Below are 16145 nucleotides of genomic sequence, written 5' to 3' on the forward strand. Positions count from 1 at the left end.
CTCATCCCGTCGCCCCCTGCACGATCGCCTCGGCCACCCGCGCACCCGCTTGTTCGAGGCTGAACGAGCGGCCCATCTTCATCGACATCAGTTCCACGCCCAGCGATTTGGTCACCAGCGCACCGAATTCCACCGCCATCAGCGAGTCCAATCCGAGTTCGGGCACCGGGACCGTCAGGTCGATCGAGTCCGCCGAGACGCCCATGACCTGTGCCAATTGCTCGGCCAGCATGAAGGCGACCACCTCGTTGCGCTTACCCTCGTCGAGTTCGGCGAGCTGGACGCGCAGCCGCGCCGCGGCCGAATCGTCCTGCGCCGCAGCGGCGATCAGTTCCTTGGTACGTCCGGTCTGGGCGAAGAACGGCGCGGTGGCGTTCACCTTGGCCCAGTCGACCGGAATGATCGAGACCTGGGTGACACCCAATCGCAGCGCCTGCTCCAGATATTCGGTCCCCTCGTCCATGGTGATCGAATCGAAGCCGGTGTTGCGCAGATACCGCGCGATGTGTTCGTCGTCGGCCATCCCGCCGCCGGACATATGACCCCAGCCGACGACCAGCGCCTTACCGCCCGCGCGGACCACCGTATCCCCGATGGCCTGGAGCGCGATATTGGCTGCGGTATAAGCGTATTGGCCGACACCGCCGAACATCGCACTGCCGGATGACCACAGCGCGAACTGATCCAGCCGCGCCCCGGCCGCCCGGATGCCGGCGACGAGTGCGCGCGCACCGTCGGCCTTCGCGCGGAACACCTTGGCCAGACTCTCGGCATCCATGACGGTGATGCGCTTGTCGTCGATGGCGCCCGCGGTGTGGAACACCCCGCGCAGCGGATGCTCCGGCCGGTGGGCGCGAGCGACGACCGCCGCGACGGCATCGGCATCGGTGATGTCGACCCGCTCGACGGTGACCTCGATGCCCTGAGCCTCCCAGGCCGCGAGCTGCGCGACGGCGGCCTCGGTGGTGGCGCCGCCGCGACCGAGCAGCGTCAACCGGCGGGCGCCGTGGCCCACCAGCCACCGTCCGGTGGCCAGGCCGAAGGCACCGAAACCACCGGTGATCAGGTATTGCGCCGCCGGGTCGATCTCGATGTCCGGTAGCTGCGGGCGGACCAGCGGCTGTTCTTCGGTCAGGTCCAGCGCGACCCGGCCGATGCGGGTCGAGCGGGCCACCTCCTCGAAGGCCTGGGCCACCTCCGCCGTGCCGTACTTCTGGAACGGCAGCGGCCGGTAGGTGCCGTTGTCGAAGCTGGCGTTGACCTTGCGGCCCAGCTCCATCACCTCGGTATGCCGCAGTCGCAGCATCCGGTCCAGATCGAAGGAGAAGTAGGAGACGTTCTTGTCGAACGCCGACAGATCCAGCATGCCGCCGGTGTAGATGTCGGCCTTGCCGATCTCCACGATGCGGCCGAATTCGGCGATCACCGCGAAGTTCTGGCGCAGGATCTCACCGGGCGCCGAGCTGATGATCACGTCCACACCGCGTCCGCCGGTGAGGGCCAGCACCTCGTCGACGAAGTTGAGCGACCGCGAGCCGACCGCGTGATCGGCGCCCTCGGCCAGGACGTAGGCACGTCGCTCTTCACTGCTCGCCGTGCCGATCACGGTGGCGCCGTGCAATTTCGCGATCTGCACCGCCGCGCTGCCGACGCCGCCCGCCGCACCGTGCACCAGCACGGTCTCACCGGCCCGGATCCGCGCCAGTTCGAGCAACGAGTATTCGGCGGTGGTGAACGCCGTGACGCTGCTGCACCGGCCGGCATCGGTGTCCGGGTGGACGTGGGTGAGCGAATCGGTCGAGGTGGTGTGATAGCGCGCGACCATGCCCTTGGAGGTCAGGCTCACCGCGTCGCCGACCGCGTAGTCGGTCACGCCGGGGCCGACCCGGACCACCTCGCCGCCGCCTTCCATGCCCGGCACCAGGCCGAAGAAGGTCTCCGACAGTTCGCGTTCGCCGAGGACGCCGATCACCTTCAGCGCGTCCTTGAAGTTGAGGCCCACCGCCCGCATCCGCACCTCGACCTCACCCGGGCCGGGTTCGCGCCGATTACAGCGCCGCCAGCCCAGCCGCGCGAAGGTGCGCGAACGGGGCAGTTCCAGTTCGAAATTCGCCTCCGGATCGGTGAGCGGTTCGGCGGTGTCGAGGGCGTCGAGCCGCTCTTGCAGCGTTCGGGTCACGACCGTGGTCCAGCGCAGGCCGTTGCGCAGGACGGCCTCGTCGACCAGGTCGTACTGGAAGCCGCCGGGGATCGCGAGTTCGGCGGACAGGTCCGCGACCGTCGTGTCGGCATCGACATCCACCAGTCGCCACCGCAGCCGGGACTGTTCGTTGAGCAATACGCGACGAGCGCCGGCGATGGCCGCCTGGCTGGGATCCGGTGCCGTCACATCCGCGGGGTGGGCGTACGCGTGGGCGCTGACCACGGTCGCGTAGATCGATCCGTCGCCGGTCAGCGGAATTTCGATCTCGTGCTCGGTGACCCGCTCCTCGAGGTACCCGTCCAGCGTCACCGCGATCCGGCGCAGCGTCCACAGCGCCGCCACGTCACCGTCGGGCGAGTGCCCGGGAACCACGCACACGTGCAGCCGTTGCACGCCCTCGGTGCCGAAGATGTCGCGAAGTCGTTGTGCCAGTGCGGGTTCCAGCTCGGCGTCGCTGGGATCGAGGCGCAGGACGGCCGAGCCGGCGCCGCCCGCCACGGCGTCGCGCACCCGCTCGAGCCGCGAGTCGATGTTCTCGCCGTAGCCGAGGACCAGGGTGTACAGGCCATCGTTGCCGGGGAGTGCGGTCGTATCGACCGGATCGCGCAGCTCCCACCGTTCCTCGTAGAACATGTCGGTCATGCGCTGCAGCGGGCCGCGGCCCGGAGTCAGGGAACCGAATTCCATTCCCCTGATCTGCATCACGACGGAGTGCTCGGCGTCGAGCAGATCGATATCGGCCAGCGGCCGGTCGCCCTCGGTGAACCGGGCCACGGCGGTGACCTCGGCCGGCAGGGGCGCGAGGCGGCGCACACTGCGCACGCCGACCGGCACCATCGCGCCCTCCTGGGCGCCACCGCGTCCGGCGAGCAGGGCGGCCACACTCTGCAGCGCCGCATCGACGATCGCGGGATGAGCGAGATACCTCTCGCCCTGGCCGATGGTGCCGTCGAGTTGGGCGACCACGGTGTCCGGCGAGATGCGGATCGAGGTGGCGCGCTGGAAGGCCGGCCCGTATTCCAGTCCGCGCGCGGCCAATCCGGCGTAGAAATCGGCGGGCTGGACCGCGAGCATCTGCTCGACATCGGGCACATCCGCGGTGATCGGCGCATAGCTGCCTTCGACCAGGCGGCCCATCGCGTGCACGGTCCAGATGGTTCCGGCCGCGCCCCGGGCGCGGATGGTGAAGCGCCCGGTCGAATCCTCCACGTGGAGTTCGACGATCGGCGCCTCACCCTCCTCGACGACCAGGGGCGCGACGAACCGCACCCCTTCCACGGCGACCTGATCCGATTCGGTGCGCACGGCGGCGGCACTCAGGGCGGCATCCAGATATCCCGCGCCCGGCAGGATCCGGGTGCCGCCCACGACGTGATCGGCCAGCCAGGGCAGCGCGGCGAGCGACAGTTCCACCCGCCAGGCGTTGGCATCGTCGGGATCCTGATCACCGAGCATCGGATGCGCGCCGGGTGTGCCGTGCCGCAGCAGCCGGAATTCGGGCAGTTCGTTGCGCAGCCGGGTGCGCTGCCACGGATAGCGTGGCAGATCGATATGCGGCGTCGGGTCCGGCACGCCCGCGAACAGCGCGTCGATGTCGAGTACTCCGGCCGCGTACAGACCGGACAGGGTCTGGCGCAGGCTGTCGGCGTCCTGCTGTTTGCGATGCAGGGTGGCCACCGTCGTCCCGGTTTCGCCCGCGCCGATGAGGATTTCGCGAATATTGGCGCCGAGCACCGGATGCGGTCCGACCTCGACGAACACCCGGTTGCCGGCGCGGACCAGTGCGGTGATCGCATCGGCGAACCGCACCGGCTGCCGCACGTTGGCACACCAGTAGTCGGCATTCCAGTCGGCCGCGGTGACCTGTTCGCCGGTGACCGTGGAGTACAGCGGCATACGCGGTTCGGCGACGGTCAGCCCGGCCAGCACCGCGCGCAGTTCATCCAGGATCGGATCCATCAGATGACTGTGATACGGCACCTCGACCTGCAGCCGGCGCGCGAAAATACCGTCGGCGGTAAGCTTTTCGGCGATCTCGTCGAGGCGGTCGACCGCACCGGCCAGCGTGACGGCCGAGGGCGAGTTGATCGCCGCGATATCGACCGAACTGTCGGCGGCGATGACCTCGCGAGCCGCCTCGGCCGGCAACCCGATCGCCAGCATGCCACCCGTTCCGGCCGTCGTGGCCTGCAACCGGGCGCGGTGATAGCTGACCAGCAGCGCGTCGTGGAGCGACAGCATTCCGGTCACGTAGGCGGCCGACACCTCGCCGACGCTGTGGCCGACGACGACCGCGGGCTCGATTCCGTACTCGCGCAACGCCGCGTACAGCGCGACCTGGACCAGGAAGTTCGCCGGTTGCGCGATGGCGGTGGAGGTGACCCGAGACTCTTCCTCCGGCCGCAGCAACTCCTCGACGACGGACCAGCCGGCGATCTCGGTGAACACGGCGTCGATGCGGCGCGCCTCGTCGGCGAACGGCCCTGCGGCGGTGAGTAGTTCGCGTGCCATGCCCCACCACTGCGGCCCCATACCGGTGAAGACGTACACCGGCTCGGCGGTGCGCTTGGCGACGGTGCGACCGATCCGGCCCTCACCGCTCGCCAGATCCACCAGGCCGCGGACCAGTTCGGTGTCGTCGCCGAAGGTGATCGCGGCCCGATGGTTGTGATGGTGGCGCCGCCGCCACGCGGCTTCGGCCAGCCGTCCGGGGTCGGCGCCCTCGGCGATCAGTTCGGCGACGCCACGAGCCAGTTGCCGAACCGCGGTCTCGTTCCGCGCGGACAGCGGCAGGACGCCGAAATGCACTGGCTCTCGGTCGATTTCGGCACCGCTCCGATACTCCTGCAGAATAGCGTGCGCGTTGGTGCCGCCGTAGCCGAAACCGTTGACGGCCACCGTCATGCGCTCGACCTCGGGGCCGACCGGCTCGGCCTCGGTCTGCAGGCGAATTCCCAGTTCCTCGAACGGGATATCGGGATTCGGCGTATCCAGCCAGCCCTGCGGCGCGATGGTGCGGTGCGTGATGGCCAGCGCCGATTTGATGACGCTCGCGATGCCCGACGCCGCCTCGGTGTGCCCCAGCGTCGCCTTCACCGAGCCGACACCGACCGGGCCGGGCCGTCCGGTGGCGGCGCCGTAGGCCCGGCCGATCGCTCGCAGTTCCAACGGGTCGCCCACCGGTGTTCCGGTGCCGTGCGCCTCCACGTAGGTGACCTCGTGCGCGGGGATTCCGGAGCGCTCGATCACGGTCTTGGCCAGCGCTTCCTGAGAATCCGCGTTCGGGACGGTGATGGCCGTGGTGCGGCCGTCCTGATTCGATCCGGTGGCCTTGACCACCGCGTAGATGCGGTCACCGTCGCGTTCGGCATCGGCGAGCTTCTTCAGCACCACGATGCCGGCGCCCTCGCCGCGGCCGTAACCGTCGGCGGCGGCGTCGAACGGTTTGCTGCGGCCGTCGGCGGCGAGAAATCCGCCCTTGCACATGGAGACGAACGGCTCCGGCTGGGCCATCACGGTCACACCGCCGGCGAGGGCGTATTCGCAGTCTCCACTCTCGATGGCCTGGCAGGCCAGATGCAGCGCGACCAGCGACGAGGAACAGGCGGTGTCGACGGTGACCGCCGGACCGGTGAGGTTGAGCGCGTAGGCGATCCGGTTCGAGAGCATCGTGTACGACGCGCCGGCGGCTGTATGCATGTCGACATGCGGCAGCGCCGGTCCACCGACCGACACCGCCAGCTGATCGAGGGTGAAGGCGCCGATGTAGACGCCGAGCCCCGAGCCGGCGCTGCGACCCGCGACACCCGCGTCGTCGAGCGCCTCCCACACCACTTCCAGGACGAGTCGCTGCTGCGGGTCCATGGCGGCGGCCTCACGTGGGGAGATGCCGAAGAAGTCGGGATCGAACTCCCACGGATCGCCGGTCATGAAGGCGGCGCGCTTGGTGTACATGCGGCCGGGGGTGCGGCGGTCGGCGTCGTAGTAGCGCCGCCAATCCCAGCGGTCGGCCGGGATCTCGGTGACCCCGTCCCGTTTGTTGATCACGAAGTCCCAGAAGGACTCCGGCGAATCGATACCGCCGGCGTACCGGCATCCGATTCCGACGATGGCAATGTCAGACACAGCGACTCCTCGGCCGACTCGGCAATTCCCGCTGATCAGAGCGGGCGCGGTCGGCGGATCATGATGTTCATTTCCGGGCCGGTCCGGCCCAGCCGGACGGAGCCGGTGCGTTCGTTACCCAGGGCCTCGTAGTACCCGACGTTCTCGTCCTTGCAGATTCCGCACAGGAGTACGCCCTGCCGGTCGGCCTTGTCGGTGAACGATGCGTACAGCGCCCGGCCGACGCCGCTGCGCTGCAGTGCCGGATCGGTGCCGAGGTAGACGTGGAACAGATGGGGTTCGGCCGGGGCGGCCCGATCCATGGTGCGATCGACCTCGGTTCCCCGTCCCACGGCGGTGCCCATTCCCGCGAGAAACAGCGGGCCCGCGAGGAATTCGCGCAGCCCACCCGGCCGATAACCGGCGGGGTACCAGAGCAGGGCGCCGACGATGCGGCCGTCCAGCTCCGCGACCTCGGCGCCGCCGGCCGGCAGAAAGCGATGCGTGATCATCGTCCGCAACATCCGCGGCGCCCGACGGTGCCGGACGGCTTCGTCCGGAAAGACGTATTCCTCGATCGGATCGTCGTGGGCGAAGGCCGCGGCCAGCACCCGCACCATTCCGGTGATGTCGTCGTGCGTCGCGGTCCGCACGACCGGACTCTCCGGTTTGTTCAAAGCTGTTGTCCCTCACATGATCTGCGCACAGCCCGACAGCGTCGGCGGGACGTCCGGCAAGCAACTGGACGCTAGATTACCCCAGACCGCCGCGCTTCTTACCAGTCGGTAATGTGCAGTAGAACACGCCGGCAGGACACGACGCTAGGATTTTTCACAGTCCCCGACACGGGCAATCGCCGGGCAGACGATGCGAATCGTTCACTTCCACAAGGACATACCCGCCGGAGTCGGCTCGCGGCCCGGGCCGACCTCGATCGCCCCCACGAAAACTCGCTTACGCAGCGACATTCAGGCAAACAGCAGAGGCGCCCGTCCACACCGCCGGTTACCGCACGCGGCTTACCAGTGGCGGTAAATCGGCGCGCCCGATTCCGCCGCATTACCGGACAATTGGGATGACGACGGCTTCGTCGTCGTCCTCGCTACGAGTCTGGACCTCGACCGCGATCGCCGCGTGGAGGTCGAAAGGAACCGGAAACTTGAAGACACGGATTCTGGCCGCCGGCATCGTTTCGGGCGCCTTGTGCGCCGCGGTCGCCGCCATCGCTCCCGCGGCATCCGCTCAGCCGTTTCCCGCGGGGGTCTCGTGCACGGAGACGACCTGCACCAACGACACGGACGAGACCTACCTGATCGAGGCGTGGCAGCACTGCCGGGTCGTCGGCGGGACCGCGGAGACCGAGACCCCGTTCAATATGGTCGTCCGAGCGCACCAAAGCCTGCGGGTCGAGGGTGTGGCATGCCCGCCGCTGGTGATCGAGCGGCCCGATTCCATCGGCGGTACCGACACCACGGTGCTGCGGACCGAGCCGACTCGAATCAGCTATTTCAAGGCCGTCCGCCACGATCCGGACGCCCCGAAGGTGCGCACCGGTTCGGGCGGGTAGCGACACGCGCGGACGAAAAAGCCCCCACCCGGACATCCGGGCGGGGGCTATGGCGGTGGCGGAGGGATTTGAACCCTCGGTGGGGGGTTACCCCACACACGCTTTCGAGGCGTGCTCCTTAGGCCGCTCGGACACGCCACCGCAGGTGACTTTACCGGACGGGCGGAGGGAAACCGAAATCGGGTGGTCAGGGCCGCTGAGTACGGAAGAAGGCGTCCAGCACGGCCGCACATTCGGCCTCGAGCACGCCGCCTCGCACTTCGGGGCGATGGTTGAGGCGGCGGTCGCGCACCACGTCCCAGAGCGAGCCGACCGCGCCGGTCTTGGGCTCCCAGGCGCCGAAGACCAGGCGCCGGACCCGCGCCAGCACCAGAGCTCCGGCACACATCGTGCACGGTTCCAATGTCACGGCCAGGGTCGCGCCCTCGAGTCGCCAGCCGTCGCCGTACACCTGTGCGGCGCGGCGCAGCGCCAGGATCTCGGCGTGCGCGGTCGGGTCACCGAGCGCCTCGCGGGCGTTGCCCGCCCGGGCCAGCTCGCGGCCGTCGGGGCCGAAGACCACCGCACCGACCGGGACGTCGCGCGGGTCGGTCCGCGCCGCGGCGGCGAGGGCGGCCCGGACGAGGTCCTCGTCCGAGCGCGGTGACGCCGGGCTCAACGGTGCAGCTTGTCCAGGACCGCGGAGAACTCGTCGGCGAAGCCCAGCCGCTGCGCGACCATGCCCAGCTGCTCGTCCGGATAGAGATCGGTCTCGGCGAGGATGACGCTGAGCACCGGCTCGGGCAGGCCGAGGTCCGCCAGCACGCCCAGATCGCCTTCTTCCCACGGGTCGATCTCGTCCAGTTCGTCCGGATCGATATCGGGGACTTCGACATTCAGCGCGTCGAGCACCTCGACGGCGATGTCGTAATCGATCGCGGCGGTGGCGTCGGAGATCAGTAACCGGCTACCGGTCGGCCCCGGACGCAGGACGATGAAGAATTCGTCGTCGACGTCCAGCAGTCCGAATACCGCACCGGTGCTGCGCAGGGCGCGCAGTTCGTCCTCGGCCGCGGACAGACTGGACAGTGCCGCGGCACTGAGCGGGCTGCAGCGCCACGTGCTGTCTTCGCGGACGACCGCCACGGCGAACCCTTCCACATCGTCGTAATCGTCCGACGCGGCCCTGTTCGTGCTCGAGCGCTGTGCCATGGCCGCAACGGTAGTCGGCTTCGGCGGAAATGTTGAAGTCGTATGCGAATCTGATCCGATGACGGGCGATCGGAATTCCTCGGTGTGCGTGCTGGGTACGGGTTTGATCGGTGGTTCGCTGCTGCGGGCGGCGACCGCGGCCGGCTACCGGGCCTGGGGGTACAACCGGTCGGCCCCGGGTGCGCAGGCCGCCCGGGCCGACGGATTCGACGTCGAATCCGATATCGCGGCGGTGCTGTCCCGGGCCGCCGCCGACGACGCGCTGATCGTGCTGGCGGTACCGATGCCGGCCATCGATACCGTTCTCGCGGATGTGAAGACGTTCGCGCCCGACTGTCCGCTGACCGATGTGGTGAGCGTGAAGGAACCGGTGCGCGTCGAAGTGCACCGGCAGGAACTGGGCGCGCACTACGTCGGCGGGCATCCGATGGCGGGGACCGCCGAATCCGGCTGGGCCGCATCGTCTCCCGACCTGTTCCGCGACGCGGCCTGGGCGGTCGGCGTGGATCCGGGCACTCGCGCCGAGCCGTGGAACCGGGTCGCGCGGCTGGCGCTGGACTGCGGTGCGATCGTGGTGCCGGTCCTGGCGGACGAACACGACCGTGCGGTGGCGCGCATCTCCCATCTGCCGCACGTGCTGGCCGAGGCGCTGGCGGTGGCGGGCGCCGCGGGTGGCGATCTGGCACTGGGCCTGGCCGCCGGATCGTTCCGCGACGGTACCCGGGTCGCGGCGACCGCACCCGATCTGGTGCGCGCGATCTGCGAACCGAACGCGGCCGCACTGACCGAGGCGATCGACGACGCGCTGCGCCTGCTCGAGGCCGCGCGCGACAGCCTGCGTGACGAGGGCACCCTCGGCGAACTGATCGACGCGGGCTACAGCGAACGCGATCGCTACGACACCCTGCGCCGCTGGGACATCACCGATATCCGCCCGGGCGATCAGGATTGGCTGGAACGGCTGCGCGACGCGGGACGGCAGGGCGGGGTGATCCGCTCGCTGGACTGAGCGATCCGGGCCGAACGCACGGCGTCAGACCCGCTCGGCCAGGCCCGGATAGTCGAGGACGAATCCGTCGTCGTCGACGGTGACGGTCGCACTCGACACCGGCGAGAGCACATGGATCCCGTCGGCGCCGCTGCTGTAGGTGAGAATCGCCTCCTGCACGAGCAGATCCGGAACCCGCACGTAGACCACCGGAACCTGCACGTCCTCGGTGGCGTGCGCCAGCCCGAAGCGGCGGATCGGCAGGGTGTTGAAGAACGGGCTCAGCACCACGTCCACGTCCAGCGCGCCGCCGAACATGGACCGCACGTGGGTGCCGCCGGCATCGACGAGCCAGTAGTTCTCCTCGTCCCGGGCGATCGAGGCATGACGTTCGCCCGAGGCGACCGTGCTGCGCAGCGACAGCCGCTTGGTGCGTCCCACTTCGTCGGTGACGAGGTCGTAGGACGCGCTGAACGCGGGATGTTCGCCGCAGCCGCCGGCGATGATGCGCCCGGACGCGCGGATCCGGTTACCCGTGAGGACCACGCGAACCGATTCCATCCGGGACCCGTCGTGCGCGCGCCAGGTGAGCACCGCCGGCCAGCGGGGCGCCGCGGCCACGCTCGCCTGGGCGGTCTCGGAATTGCCCTGGGCTGGCTTACTCACCCCTCTACCGTAGGTGACAACCGGGCGTGCGGTGTGGTCGCGGCGCGCGAGTTGTTCACCTGCGCTACACCAGTGATTCGCGCCAGGCGGTGTGCAGAGCCGCGAAGCGTCCGGTCGATGCGATCAGATCCGCGGGCGTCCCGTCCTCGACGATGCGGCCGGAATCCATCACCAGCACCCGGTCGGCTATCGCGACGGTCGACAGGCGATGCGCGATGATCACCGCGGTGCGCCCCCGCAGCACGGTCTCGAGGGCGCGCTGTACCTGCCGCTCGCCCGGAATGTCCAGGCTCGAGGTGGCCTCGTCCAGCACGATCACCGCGGGATCGGCCAGGAAGACGCGAGCGAAGGCGACGAGCTGGCGCTGACCGGCCGACAATCGCCCGCCGCGCTTGCGCACATCGGTGTCGAATCCGTCCGGCAGCGACATCACGAAGTCGTACAGCCCGACCGCGCGGGCCGCCGCGAACACCTCGGCATCGGTGGCCTCGGGCCTGCCGAGCCGGATGTTGTCGGCGACCGAACCGGAGAACAGGTACGACTCCTGCGTCACCATCGCGACCGCACGGCGCAGATCCGCGTCGGCGATCGTGCGCAGATCGATGCCGTCCAGCGACACCGTGCCCGACGTGGGGTCGTAGAACCGCGCGATCAGCTTGGCCAGGGTCGACTTTCCGGCGCCGGTGGCACCGACCAGCGCGACGACCTGCCCGGCCGCGACGGTGAGCGAGAAACGGGGCAGCACCGACCGCACCGGCCGATTCTCGGTGCCGGATACGTCGTCCCGGCTCGGGTAGCCGAATTCGACATCGCTCAGGCGCAGTTCACCTCGCGCACGATCGAGCGGATGGGGGGCATCGGGTTCGGCCACGCTCGGCCGCTCCTCCAGCACGCCCGATATCCGCTCCAGCGCGGCGGCCGCGGACTGATAGGAGTTGAACACCTGGGCCAGTTCGTCCAAGGGGCCGTAGAACTGCCTCAGGTACAGCAGGAATGCCGCGAGCACACCGATTTCGGTGTGGCCGTGGATGACTCGCCACGCACCGACGACCAGGATGACGACATTCGTCACATTGCTGATCAACCGAACCAGGCCGATGTAGGCCGCCATCCCGTGCAGCGCACTGATATTGGCCGCGCGGTACTCGGCATCGGAATCGACCAGGATGGCCTCGTTGCGCTCCTCACGCCGAAAGGCCTGTACCGCACGGATTCCGCCCATGGTCTCGACGAAGTGCACGACCACCTTCGCGATCGCGCCGCGGGTGCGGCGGTAGCCGGCGCGCTGGCGCCGCTGCGCCCAGCGGGTCACGAACACCAGCGGAACGAAACCGAGCAGCACCACCGCGGCGAGCGGAATATCCAGCCACAGCAGGATTCCCGCGATCGTCACCACCGACAGCACGGCGCTCAGGGCGTCGTTGAGCGCGCGCTCGAGCAGATCCTCGAGCGATTCCAGATCACTGGTGAGCCGCGCGACGATCTTGCCGGAGGTGTAGTTCTCGTGGAAATCGATCGAGAGCCGCTGCACGTGCGTGAAGACCCGCAACCGCAGATCGAACAGCACCTGCTGGCTCAACCTGCCGGAGATGCGCAGGAAGAGGAAGGTCGTCACGCCCCCGAGCGCGGTGCAGGCGAGGATGCCACCCACGGCCAGCGTCAGCGGTAACCAGTCGCCGTCGAGCGCGCGGCCCACACCGGTGTCGACCCCGTGGGCGACGAACAGCGGCGTCGCCACCAGAGCGGCGTTGTCGATCACGATCAACACCAGCGCTGCGGCGGCCCACCTGCGGTAGGGGCGGATCAGCGACCACAGCAGGCGGCGCGACCGTGCCGCCAGGGCGAGGTTGACCGCATCGGTCTGCTCCCCCTCCTCGGCGGCCACGCCCCGCCAGTCGGCCTCGGAATCGGCGCCGGCAGCTGAATCGGCGTCGGCGGAATCGGCGTCGACGCGCAGGGCCCCCGTGGCCTCGTCGTGGGCCGCGGCTTCCGGGCGGCCGGTGTTCGTGCCCGCCCGGTCAGTGTTCGTGCGCGAAGCTGCGTCCTCGCTCGGGTTCTCCGGCATCGAGATCACCTCCCATCAATTCCCGGTAGCGCGAACAGGTTTCGAGTAGTCGTTCGTGAGGTCCGTCGGCGATGATGCGGCCCCCGTCGAGCACGGCGACCCGGTCCGCCCAGGCCGCGGTCGACGGGCGGTGGGCCACCAGCAGCACGGTGGCACCGGCCAGCGCCTCCCGCAGCCGCACCTGGACCTGTTCCTCGGTGCTCACGTCCAGCGCGGAGAGCGGGTCGTCGAGGACCACGACGTGGCCGCCGGAGTGTTTCTGCCGGTCCAGCACGGCTCGCGCCAGCGCCAGCCGCTGCCGCTGCCCGCCGGAAAGGCTCAGGCCCTGTTCCCCGATCCGGGTGCGCAGACCCCACGGCAGCTCGTCGACGAACTGCGCGGCACAGGCCACCTCCAGCGCGGCGCGTATCTGGTCCTCGCCGGCGTCGGGGTAGCCCAGGGTGATGTTCTCGCGCACGCTGGCCGAGAACAGCACCGGATCCTCGAAGGCCACCGAGACCTGCGAGCGCAGATCCGACAGTCGCATGGAACGCACGTCGATCCCGTCGATCGTCACCGCGCCCGCCGCGACGTCGAACAGTCGCGGTACCAGGCCCAGCAGCGCCGACTTACCGCTGCCGGTGGCGCCGACCACCGCGACGGTCTCCCCGGGCCGTACGCGCAGCGAAATATCGTGCAGCAGATCGCGTTCGGAGTCCGGGAAGCGGAAACGCACCCGCTCGAACCGCACTTCACCACGCAGCGGCTGCGGCACGCTTACCGGATGTTCCGGATCGGTGATCTCGACGGGGGTGTCGATCACCTCCCAGAACCGTTGCGCCGCGGTGCGGGCGTGGTTCATCTCGGCCAGCAGGAAGCCGAAGCCCATGATCGGCCACTGCAGGTAGGTGGTCAGCGTGATTCCGGCCACCAGGGCGCCTACCGTCATCGCCTGTTCGGTGAGCAGATATCCGCCGATGGCGAGCGCGGCCGCGATACCCAACGCGGACAACGTGTTCAGCGCGGTCCACAACCGCGCCGCCAACCGCACCTTGGCCAGCTCGAGGGTCTGCAGTTCGCGCGCCTCGGCGCGGAACCGGCGGCCGAACCACGGGCCGCGACCGAACGCCTTCAGCACGCGAATGCCCTGCGCGGACTCCTCGACCGTGGTGGCGAGATGTCCGGACTGGTCCTGCGCGCTCCGGGAGGCGCGGCCGTAACCCTGTTCGAATCGCAGCGCGAGCAGCACCAGCGGGACCGCGATGAGCAGTTCGATCAACCCGATCTGCCAGCTCAACACGAACAGCAGCGCCACACCCACGCCGAGCGTCGCGCTCAGCGACAGCAGCGACGGCGCGACGAAGGCGAAGAAGCGCCGCAGGGTGGACATGTCGGTGATCGCCCGCGAGGTGAGCTGCCCCGACTCCATCCCGTCGTGCACGCCGACCGACAGCACCTGCAATCGCTGGAAGAGCTTGCCGCGCAACGACACCTCGAGCCGGCTCGCGGGCGCCGCGATGATCCACCGCCGCCACCACGAGGCGACGGTGCTGAGCACCGCCAGCACCACCACGAAGCCGATCGGCACCCAGATGCCGCCGAAATCCCGCTGCGCGACCGGCCCGTCGACGATCCGCGCGGTGACGAACGGCAACGCGATATCGCACAGCATGGTGAGCCCCGACAGCACGGCGCTGCCGAACAGCGCCGCCCGGTAGGGCCGGATCTCCGGCCACAGCCGCCGCAGCGAACCGGCGCCCGTCACTCGGGTGGTGGAGTTTTCGTCGACCGTTCCGGTTCTGTCGTCCTCCGAATCGGACACGGTCTCCGTCGTAGCGACGGACACAACAATCCCCCTTCGCCAGGTCGTCTTTCGCCGAATCGATCATCACCGCACCGCCCCGGCCCCCGACCGAGCGCGCGTACGACCTTCCAGATTGCCAGCGCCGCCCCCGTCCGCCAACCGATTTTCGGTGTGCCCCCACATGGCTCGCCAGAGGCTCGTTATAGATTCTCGAGCGGTGCACGCCAGTGTTCTCGGCCCGCCTCGATTTTGGACTGACGGAGCGAGGGAGCGCAGCGACTGAGCGGAGGAGGGAAAAATCGAGGCCACAGGGGCCGAGAACCCGCCGAAGCGGAGCGTAGGCCAAAAATTCAGCATGGTCGGGTTGTTCGCCGGGATCGGGGGTTTGGAACTCGGGCTGAGCGCCCACGGTTGGCATACCGAGTTGCTCTGCGAAATCGACCCGGGCGCACGTGCCGTCCTGTCCGCTCGCTTCCCCGATGTCGAGATCCACGCCGATGTCACCCGCCTGCGCGGACTGCCGGCCGGAACCGAATTGGTGGCCGCCGGATTTCCCTGTCAGGACCTGTCGCAGGCGGGACGGACGGCGGGGATCACCGGCGAGCGCTCGGGTCTGGTCGACGAGGTGTTCCGGCTGGTGCGGCGGAAACGTGGTCCGCGCTGGCTGCTGATCGAGAACGTCCCGTTCATGTTGCAGCTGGGGCGCGGACAGGCGATGCGGCACATCACGGCCGCCTTGGAGGAGCTGGGCTACACCTGGGCCTACCGGGTGGTCGACGCGCGCGCGTTCGGGCTGCCACAGCGGCGGCAGCGGGTGCTGATGCTGGCGTCACGGTCGGAGGATCCGCGGCCGGTGCTGTTCGGCACCGATGCGGGGCCGCGCACGATCGGCGATCCGGATGTGGATCCGTGCGGCTTCTACTGGACCGAGGGCGTGCGCGGACTGGGCTGGGCGGTGAATGCGGTGCCGACGTTGAAGGGCGGGTCCGGGCTCGGTATCGCCAGCCCGCCCGCGGTCCGGCTGCCGGCCGGCGAGATCGTGACCCCGGGAATCACCGACGCCGAACGGCTGCAAGGGTTTTCCCACGATTGGACCGCGCCCGCACTCTCCGCCGCGGGGGTCCGTCCCGGACATCGGTGGAAGCTGGTCGGCAATGCGGTGAGTGTGCGGATGGCGTCGTGGATCGGATCCCGACTGGCCGCCCCCTCCGACGGCGTGGCCGCGGAGTACGCGCCGCTGACCGCGCATCGCTGGCCGACGGCGGCCTGGGGACATGCCGGTACGGCCTATCGCGTCCCGGTGTCGACGTGGCCGGTGCACGAGCCGTACGAGGATCTGCGCTGGTTCCTCGACGACGCCCGCCTGTTGTCGGCTCGCGCGACCGCCGGTTTCCTGCGCCGCGCCGCCCGCGGCACGCTGCGCTTCCCGCCCGGCTTCATCGCCGATGTGGAGAACCACCTGATCCGCATGGGAGGCCTGCCGCGGCAGGGTGCGGGTGTCCCGTACGTCCCGGCGGCGGTGTGAGGTGTCGAATCGGTCACCGAATCGGGCCCCGGGAACACCGGCCCGCCGGTGGA

Annotated in this window: 10 protein-coding genes and 1 tRNA gene; 3 read left to right on the top strand and 8 right to left on the bottom strand. The window is 69.4% G+C overall.

Going from position 1 to position 16145, the window contains the following annotated elements:
• Position 1 precedes the first annotated feature (1 nt).
• Together NA3_RS22005 and NA3_RS22010 are read right to left on the bottom strand one after the other, a co-directional pair.
• Positions 2–6328 carry a type I polyketide synthase gene (locus NA3_RS22005; RefSeq protein WP_063917672.1) on the bottom strand — a complete coding sequence of 2109 codons (6327 nt, stop codon included), beginning with the start codon at positions 6326–6328 and terminating at the stop codon, positions 2–4.
• Positions 6329–6363: 35 nt separating this feature from the next.
• Positions 6364–6960 (bottom strand): GNAT family N-acetyltransferase, encoded by a 597-nt coding sequence (locus tag NA3_RS22010; RefSeq protein WP_227995407.1) that lies wholly within the window; start codon positions 6958–6960, stop codon positions 6364–6366.
• A gap of 506 nt (positions 6961–7466) precedes the next feature.
• Between NA3_RS22010 and NA3_RS22015 the strand changes: the two genes are divergently transcribed.
• Entirely contained in the window at positions 7467–7874 is a 408-nt protein-coding gene (locus NA3_RS22015) for a hypothetical protein (protein WP_128145036.1), read from the top strand.
• A gap of 50 nt (positions 7875–7924) precedes the next feature.
• Here the strand turns inward: NA3_RS22015 and NA3_RS22020 are convergent.
• The 3 genes from NA3_RS22020 to NA3_RS22030 form a co-directional block, all read right to left on the bottom strand.
• Positions 7925–8015 (bottom strand) — tRNA-Ser (locus NA3_RS22020).
• A 46-nt stretch (positions 8016–8061) separates the two neighbouring features.
• The gene (locus NA3_RS22025; protein ID WP_062965530.1) at positions 8062–8532 is read right to left on the bottom strand and encodes a nucleoside deaminase; all 471 of its coding nucleotides are present in this window, start codon (positions 8530–8532) and stop codon (positions 8062–8064) included.
• The gene (locus NA3_RS22030; protein WP_039775235.1) at positions 8529–9065 is read right to left on the bottom strand and encodes a tRNA adenosine deaminase-associated protein; all 537 of its coding nucleotides are present in this window, start codon (positions 9063–9065) and stop codon (positions 8529–8531) included. Before NA3_RS22030 ends, NA3_RS22025 begins: the two co-directional genes overlap by 4 nt.
• A gap of 58 nt (positions 9066–9123) precedes the next feature.
• Between NA3_RS22030 and NA3_RS22035 the strand changes: the two genes are divergently transcribed.
• The gene (locus NA3_RS22035) at positions 9124–10074 is read left to right on the top strand and encodes a prephenate dehydrogenase (protein WP_062965531.1); all 951 of its coding nucleotides are present in this window, start codon (positions 9124–9126) and stop codon (positions 10072–10074) included.
• A gap of 24 nt (positions 10075–10098) precedes the next feature.
• On the opposite strand, the gene NA3_RS22040 is transcribed toward NA3_RS22035, so the two are convergent.
• The 3 genes from NA3_RS22040 to NA3_RS22050 all read right to left on the bottom strand — a co-directional run bounded on the left by NA3_RS22040 (position 10099) and on the right by NA3_RS22050 (position 14585).
• Positions 10099–10674: a putative glycolipid-binding domain-containing protein gene (locus NA3_RS22040; protein ID WP_258562297.1), complete on the bottom strand. Its 576-nt coding sequence runs from the start codon at positions 10672–10674 to the stop codon at positions 10099–10101.
• 109 nt (positions 10675–10783) lie between these two features.
• Positions 10784–12784, bottom strand: coding sequence for an ABC transporter ATP-binding protein (locus NA3_RS22045; RefSeq protein ID WP_084491800.1), 2001 nt, complete (start codon positions 12782–12784; stop codon positions 10784–10786).
• Positions 12738–14585, bottom strand: coding sequence for an ABC transporter ATP-binding protein (locus tag NA3_RS22050; protein WP_128145035.1), 1848 nt, complete (start codon positions 14583–14585; stop codon positions 12738–12740). The genes NA3_RS22045 and NA3_RS22050 overlap by 47 nt, the downstream gene beginning before the upstream one ends.
• A gap of 337 nt (positions 14586–14922) precedes the next feature.
• On the opposite strand from NA3_RS22050, the gene NA3_RS22055 reads away from it, so the two are divergent.
• Positions 14923–16092 (top strand): DNA cytosine methyltransferase, encoded by a 1170-nt coding sequence (locus NA3_RS22055; RefSeq protein WP_062965533.1) that lies wholly within the window; start codon positions 14923–14925, stop codon positions 16090–16092.
• The last annotated feature ends 53 nt before the right edge of the window (positions 16093–16145 follow it).

Source organism: Nocardia africana NBRC 100379 (assembly GCF_001612635.1).
Lineage (GTDB): Bacteria > Actinomycetota > Actinomycetes > Mycobacteriales > Mycobacteriaceae > Nocardia > Nocardia africana.

What these genes read in the sequence shown, in the direction of transcription:
- NA3_RS22030 (WP_039775235.1), bottom strand. Translation starts at nt 9,065, where the DNA reads ATGGCACAGCGCTCGAGCACGAACAGGGCCGCGTCGGACGATTACGAC.
- NA3_RS22055 (WP_062965533.1), top strand. Translation starts at nt 14,923, where the DNA reads ATGGTCGGGTTGTTCGCCGGGATCGGGGGTTTGGAACTCGGGCTGAGC.
- NA3_RS22045 (WP_084491800.1), bottom strand. Translation starts at nt 12,784, where the DNA reads ATGCCGGAGAACCCGAGCGAGGACGCAGCTTCGCGCACGAACACTGAC.
- NA3_RS22035 (WP_062965531.1), top strand. Translation starts at nt 9,124, where the DNA reads ATGACGGGCGATCGGAATTCCTCGGTGTGCGTGCTGGGTACGGGTTTG.